4 protein-coding genes are annotated in these 6,488 nt (G+C 60.9%); 2 read left to right on the plus strand and 2 right to left on the minus strand.

What is annotated here, in order from left to right; genetic code table 11:
* Positions 1-180 precede the first annotated feature (180 nt).
* Complete coding sequence (locus tag ACRC4F_RS26055) at positions 181-1,584, plus strand: MATE family efflux transporter (protein WP_438661927.1); 1,404 nt, start codon at positions 181-183, stop codon at positions 1,582-1,584.
* Between the two features lie 108 nt (positions 1,585-1,692).
* Here the strand turns inward: ACRC4F_RS26055 and tusA are convergent, their stop codons facing one another.
* Both tusA and rlmM read right to left on the minus strand, forming a co-directional pair.
* The gene (gene tusA / locus ACRC4F_RS26060; RefSeq protein ID WP_438661928.1) at positions 1,693-1,944 is read right to left on the minus strand and encodes a sulfurtransferase TusA; all 252 of its coding nucleotides are present in this window, start codon (positions 1,942-1,944) and stop codon (positions 1,693-1,695) included.
* Positions 1,945-2,144: 200 nt separating this feature from the next.
* Positions 2,145-3,218, minus strand: a complete 1,074-nt coding sequence (gene rlmM, locus ACRC4F_RS26065; RefSeq protein WP_438661929.1) for a 23S rRNA (cytidine(2498)-2'-O)-methyltransferase RlmM — start codon at positions 3,216-3,218, stop codon at positions 2,145-2,147.
* 222 nt (positions 3,219-3,440) lie between these two features.
* Here rlmM and acnA point away from each other — a divergent pair, with 222 nt between their 5' ends.
* Complete coding sequence (gene acnA / locus ACRC4F_RS26070) at positions 3,441-6,182, plus strand: aconitate hydratase AcnA (protein WP_438661930.1); 2,742 nt, start codon at positions 3,441-3,443, stop codon at positions 6,180-6,182.
* The last annotated feature ends 306 nt before the right edge of the window (positions 6,183-6,488 follow it).

The raw sequence follows: 6,488 nt of genomic DNA on the forward strand, positions 1-6,488 counted from the left end.
ATACCGAGTGCAATGGATTGGCGACTGCTGCGCAGCCGAACGGGGATAAATCCCCTCGCCACAGGGGATCGGTACACTTCAAAGGTGATTACAAATAGCTAACACAGGACTTTTCCTGACCACTGCGTCAAGGCGTAGAATGCGCCGCCTCGTGCATCAAACTCTCTGGACGCTTCGCCCTTGAATTCTGTGACTGACCGCCCCGCCGCTATTTCCCTCTCCCGCCCGGCCCGGGTTCGCCTGGAGCTGAAAAACCTGCTCGGCCTGGCGCTGCCGATCATGATCGCGCAACTGGCGACCACCGCCATGGGCTTCGTCGATGCGGTGATGGCGGGTCGGGTCGGCCCGCGTGATCTGGCGGCCGTGGCGCTCGGCAACTCGATCTGGGTTCCGGTGTTTCTGCTGATGACCGGCACCTTGTTGGCCACCACCCCGAAAGTTGCCCAGCGCTTCGGCGCCGGCACGCACAGCGAGATCGGTCCGGTCGTGCGGCAGGCGTTATGGCTGGCCTTGGTGGTGGGGTTGATGGCGACCGGTATGCTGTTCAGTGCCGAACCGATCCTGCACTTGATGAAGGTCGACCCCGAACTGATCGGCCCGTGCATGCAATACCTGCACGGCATCGCCAGCGGCCTGCCCGCCGTCGCCCTCTACCATGTGTTGCGTTGTTTCAGTGATGGCCTCGGGCGTACGCGTCCGGCAATGGTGCTGGGCCTTTGCGGGTTGGCGCTGAATATTCCGCTGAACTACATCTTCATCTATGGCCACTTCGGTGTACCGGCCATGGGCGGTGTCGGCTGCGGCTGGGCCACGGCGATCGTGATGTGGGTGATGGCACTGGGCATGGCCGGTTGGGAGCGCTGGGCTCCGGCCTATCAGTCGAGCCAGTTGTTCAGCCGTTTCGACTGGCCGCAATGGTCGGTGATCAAACGCCTGCTGGGCATCGGTCTGCCCATCGGCATCGCGGTGTTCGCCGAGTCGAGCATCTTCGCCGTGATCGCCCTGCTGATCGGCAGTCTGGGTGCGACTGTGGTCGCCGGGCACCAGATCGCTCTGAACTTCAGCTCGCTGGTGTTCATGATCCCCTACTCCCTGGGCATGGCCGTGACCGTGCGGGTCGGCCAGGCGCTCGGCCGTCAGGAACCGCGAGAAGCGCGCTTCGCCGCCGGTGTCGGCATGGGCACGGCGCTGGCGTATGCATGTATTTCGGCGAGCATGATGTTGTTGCTGCGTGAACACATCGCAACGATTTACACCGCCGACCCGACAGTGATTCGCGTGGCGGCGATGCTGATTGTGTATTCGGCACTGTTCCAGTTTTCCGACGCGATCCAGGTCACGGCGGCCGGCGCACTGCGTGGTTATCAGGACACGCGGGTGACGATGATTCTGACCCTGTTCGCTTATTGGGGGATCGGTTTGCCGGTGGGCTACGCGCTCGGTCTGACGGACTGGTTCGGCACACCGAGCGGCCCGAGCGGGTTGTGGCAGGGATTGATCGTGGGCTTGAGTTGCGCAGCGCTGATGCTGTCGATCCGCCTGACGCGCAGTGCACGCAAGCGGATCCGCAACGGGCTGAGTTGACCCTGTGGGAGCCAGCCTGCTGGCGATGGCTGATTCAAACTCAACATCATTGTTGACTGAATCACCGCAATCGCCAGCAGGCTGGCTCCCACAGTAGTTTTTTGTGGGTCAATCGGATTTCTTGCGGATCCAGTAGAGGTAGGTGCCTGCCTCTTCATGCTGGCCGACCAGTTCATGGTCGAGAAACACGCAGAACTTGGGAATGTCACGACGGGTCGACGGGTCAGTCGCGATTACCTTGAGCAGGCCGCCGGGGGCCAGGTCACGGATGTGCTGGTGCAGCATCATCACCGGTTCCGGGCAGTTGAGGCCGGTGGCGTCGAGGGTGCCGTCTACCGGCGTATCAAGCATTTCACTCATGATTCACTCCTGAAACTGGCCGGCATTGTCGCGCATTGCCGGGTATGTGGCGAGGGAGCTTGCTCCCGCTGGGCTGCGCAGCAGCCCTAAAATCAGGCGCCGAAATCTTCTGATAGACCGCATAGCCAGAATTGGGGCCGCTTCGCAGCCCAGCGGGAGCAAGCTCCCTCGCCACACAGGCCCCATACATAATTCGTGTATCAGCGGGATTTTGGTTTTTTCACGTCCAGGCGGCGCAAATGGCAGGTCACTTCTTCACGGTCGTGATACAGCTGTTTGCAGCCGATCTCGACCCGGATGCCACGCTCCTTGAACCCGTCGGCAATGCGCTCGAGCAAGCGTTTCACCTCGGCGTAACGCTGTTTCATCGGCAACTTCAGGTTGACCACCGCTTCGCGGCAATGCCCCTCGCCAATCCATTCTTCCAGCATTGCAGCATTGCGCGCCGGCTTCTCGACGATGTCGCAGACCATCCAGTCCACCGGCTGCCGGGGCTTGTAGGTGAAACCGTCGGCCATCAAGTGTTGCACCAGTCCGGTGTCCATCAGGCTTTCGGCCATCGGCCCGTTGTCGATCGCGGTCACCAGCATGCCGCGGTTGACCAGTTGCCAGGTCCAGCCGCCGGGTGCGGCACCGAGGTCGACGCCGGTCATGTCGCTGTGCAAGCGCTCATCCCACTGATCGCGAGGAATGAAGTGGTGCCACGCCTCTTCCAGCTTCAGCGTCGAACGGCTCGGCGCTTCACGGGGGAACTTCAGGCGGGGAATGCCCATCGGCCACATCGCCGAGTTGTTGGACTCGGCCAGGCCCATGAACACTTCGCGGCCACTTTTGAAGGTCAGCAGCAGGCGCGGCTTGTGCTCGTCTTCCACCAACTTGCCCGCCGCCATCAGCGCTTTGCGCAGGTGCCCTTCAAATTTCTTGCAGAAGTTCGACAGCTCCTTGCCATCGTTGGTGTCGACCATTTCCAGCCACAGGCTGCCGCACAGCGGGAAGTCGGCCATGTGCGCGAGGATCACGCTGATACGGTCGGTTTCCGGCAGATCGATGAAGATCCCGCGCGCCCATTGGCGCGGGAAGATCAGCTCGGCGAAACGCTGGCCGCGCATCAGGCGCTCGGCACCGTCTTCTTCGGTGCAGATGAATTCGGCGCAGGCGCTGGCGGTCTTGGCCTTGGCATAACCAGCCACGTTCAGCCGTGCGGCGTGTTCGGAAATCTCGGAACAGACTTCACCTTCGAAGCCCGGCCGGCAATGCATAAAGAGGGTGTTCATTCTTACTCCTGGGCAGTTGGCGAAGAATTCAGCCACTGCGCGATGCCCAGACTTGCGTTGAAGCAAAGCCTGTCACGAAAACCGGCGCATGATAGCCGAGTTCGGAACCTTGGACTTGGCCATAGAGTCCAGTTATTAGCTTTAACGAATGAACAGGGCTAGGTTAAGAGCTCTGTCTGTCCCGCCAGTCCGTAGCCGTGCGGACCCAAAGGAGTCATTTCAATGCCGTCCCTCGATAGCCTGAAAACCCTTAAAACCTTACAAATCGACGACAAGACCTACCATTATTTCAGCTTGCCGGATGCCGCCAAGAGCCTGGGCGATCTGGACAAGCTGCCGATGTCGTTGAAAGTGCTGCTGGAAAACCTGCTGCGCTGGGAAGATGAAAAAACCGTCACCGGCGCCGACCTGCGGGCGATTGCCGCCTGGCTCAAGGAGCGACGCTCCGACCGCGAAATCCAGTACCGTCCGGCCCGCGTCCTGATGCAGGACTTTACCGGCGTGCCTGCGGTGGTCGACCTGGCCGCGATGCGCGCCGCCATGGCCAAGGCCGGCGGCGACCCGCAGCGGATCAATCCGCTCTCCCCTGTGGATTTGGTGATCGACCACTCGGTGATGGTCGACAAATTCGGCAGCTCCAGCGCCTTTGAACAGAACGTCGACATCGAAATGCAGCGCAACGGTGAACGTTACGCGTTCCTGCGCTGGGGCCAGAGCGCCTTCGACAACTTCAGCGTCGTGCCGCCGGGCACGGGCATTTGCCACCAGGTCAATCTGGAATACCTCGGGCGCACAGTCTGGACCAAGGACGAGGACGGCCGCACCTATGCCTTCCCGGACACGCTGGTCGGCACCGATTCCCACACCACCATGATCAACGGCCTCGGCGTACTCGGCTGGGGCGTTGGCGGGATTGAAGCGGAAGCGGCGATGCTCGGCCAGCCAGTGTCAATGCTGATTCCCGAGGTGATCGGTTTCAAACTCACCGGCAAGCTCAAGGAAGGCATCACCGCCACTGACCTGGTGCTGACCGTCACGCAAATGCTGCGCAAAAAAGGCGTGGTCGGCAAATTCGTCGAGTTCTACGGTGACGGCCTCGCCGACCTGCCGCTGGCCGACCGCGCGACCATCGCCAACATGGCCCCCGAATACGGCGCCACCTGCGGTTTTTTCCCGGTGGACGACATCACACTGGAATACCTGCGGCTGTCCGGTCGCCCGGTTGCGACCGTGAAACTGGTCGAGGCCTACAGCAAAGCCCAGGGCTTGTGGCGCCTGCCGGGCCAGGAACCGGTGTTTACCGATACCCTGGCGCTGGACATGGGCAGCGTCGAGGCCAGCCTTGCCGGGCCAAAACGCCCACAGGATCGCGTCTCGCTGCCGAATGTCGCGCAAGCCTTCAGTGACTTCATCGACCTGCAATTCAAACCCACCAGCAAGGAAGTCGGTCGCCTCGAAAGTGAAGGGGGTGGTGGCGTCGCGGTGGGCAATGCCGATCTGGCCGGTGAAGCCGATTACGAATACGACGGCCAGGTCTATCGTCTGAAAAACGGTGCGGTGGTGATCGCCGCGATCACCTCCTGCACCAACACCTCCAACCCGAGCGTGATGATGGCCGCCGGCCTGGTGGCGAAGAAAGCCGTGGAGAAAGGCCTCAAACGCAAACCGTGGGTCAAGAGTTCGCTGGCCCCAGGCTCAAAAGTGGTCACCGACTACTACAAGGCCGCCGGCCTGACCCAGTACCTGGATGAACTGGGTTTTGACTTGGTCGGCTACGGCTGCACCACCTGCATCGGCAACTCCGGCCCCTTGCCGGAGCCGATCGAAAAAGCCATCCAGGCTGCGGACCTGACCGTCGCCTCCGTACTGTCGGGCAATCGTAACTTCGAAGGCCGGGTCCATCCGCTGGTGAAAACCAACTGGCTGGCATCCCCGCCACTGGTCGTTGCGTACGCGCTGGCCGGTACGGTGCGCACCGACATCAGCAGCGAGCCATTGGGCAACGACAAGGATGGCAATCCGGTTTACCTGCGGGACATCTGGCCGAGCACCCAGGAGATTGCCGACGCGGTGAATCAAGTCAACACCGCCATGTTCCACAAGGAATACGCCGAAGTGTTTGCCGGCGACGAGCAATGGCAAGCGATTGAAGTGCCGCAAGCGGCGACGTATGTGTGGCAGGACGATTCGACTTACATCCAGCATCCGCCGTTCTTCGACGACATCGGCGGCCCGCCGCCGGTAGTGAAGGACGTCGCAGGCGCCAGGGTTCTTGCGCTGTTGGGCGACTCGGTGACCACCGACCACATCTCCCCAGCCGGCAACATCAAGGCAGACAGTCCGGCCGGTCATTACCTGCGCGAGAAAGGCGTGGAGCCGCGGGACTTCAACTCCTACGGTTCCCGTCGTGGCAACCACGAAGTGATGATGCGCGGCACCTTCGCCAACATCCGCATTCGCAACGAGATGCTCAGCGGCGAAGAAGGCGGCAACACGATCTACATTCCGACCGGGGAAAGGATGCCGATCTACGACGCGGCCATGCGTTATCAAGCATCGGGCACACCGCTGGTGGTGATCGCCGGGCAAGAATACGGCACCGGCTCGAGCCGCGACTGGGCGGCCAAGGGCACCAATCTGTTGGGTGTGAAAGCGGTGATCGCCGAAAGCTTCGAGCGGATTCACCGTTCCAACCTGGTCGGCATGGGCGTACTGCCGTTGCAGTTCAAGCTCGATCAGAACCGCAAAAGCCTGAACCTGACCGGCAAGGAGACGCTGGATATCCTCGGTTTGACCCATGTGGAGTTGACGCCGCGGATGAACCTGACACTCATCATCACCCGCGAGGACGGCAGCCGTGAGAAAGTCGAGGTGCTGTGCCGGATCGATACGCTCAATGAAGTCGAGTACTTCAAGTCAGGGGGGATTTTGCATTACGTGTTGCGGCAATTGATCGCGTCGTAACCGCCTGCTGAAACAGACACCGCCTTCAGGCGGTGTTTTTGTTTGTGAGGTGCATCTCTATAATCTTCCGCCACTTCCACAGGTGTTGTGTACAACAAATAACCTCTGTGGGAGCGAGCCTGCTCGCGATAGCAGTGTGTCATGCACCGATGACGTCGACTGACACTCCGTCATCGCTAGCAGGCTAGCTGTGATCTCTCTGTAGGTTGTTCACTCGGGGCTTTTCCGGGAAATTGGAGGTGCGAACCAAACCAAGTACCTGGAGGCCCCGAGTGAACACTCATAAAAATGCCCGATTAACCGTTT

It is taken from the genome of Pseudomonas sp., from assembly GCF_051660785.1.
Classification (GTDB): domain Bacteria; phylum Pseudomonadota; class Gammaproteobacteria; order Pseudomonadales; family Pseudomonadaceae; genus Aquipseudomonas.

Bases quoted from the DNA above. Each gene is read 5' to 3' on its own strand.
- tusA (WP_438661928.1), bottom strand. From the start codon at position 1,944: ATGAGTGAAATGCTTGATACGCCGGTAGACGGCACCCTCGACGCCACC.
- rlmM (WP_438661929.1), bottom strand. From the start codon at position 3,218: ATGAACACCCTCTTTATGCATTGCCGGCCGGGCTTCGAAGGTGAAGTC.
- acnA (WP_438661930.1), top strand. From the start codon at position 3,441: ATGCCGTCCCTCGATAGCCTGAAAACCCTTAAAACCTTACAAATCGAC.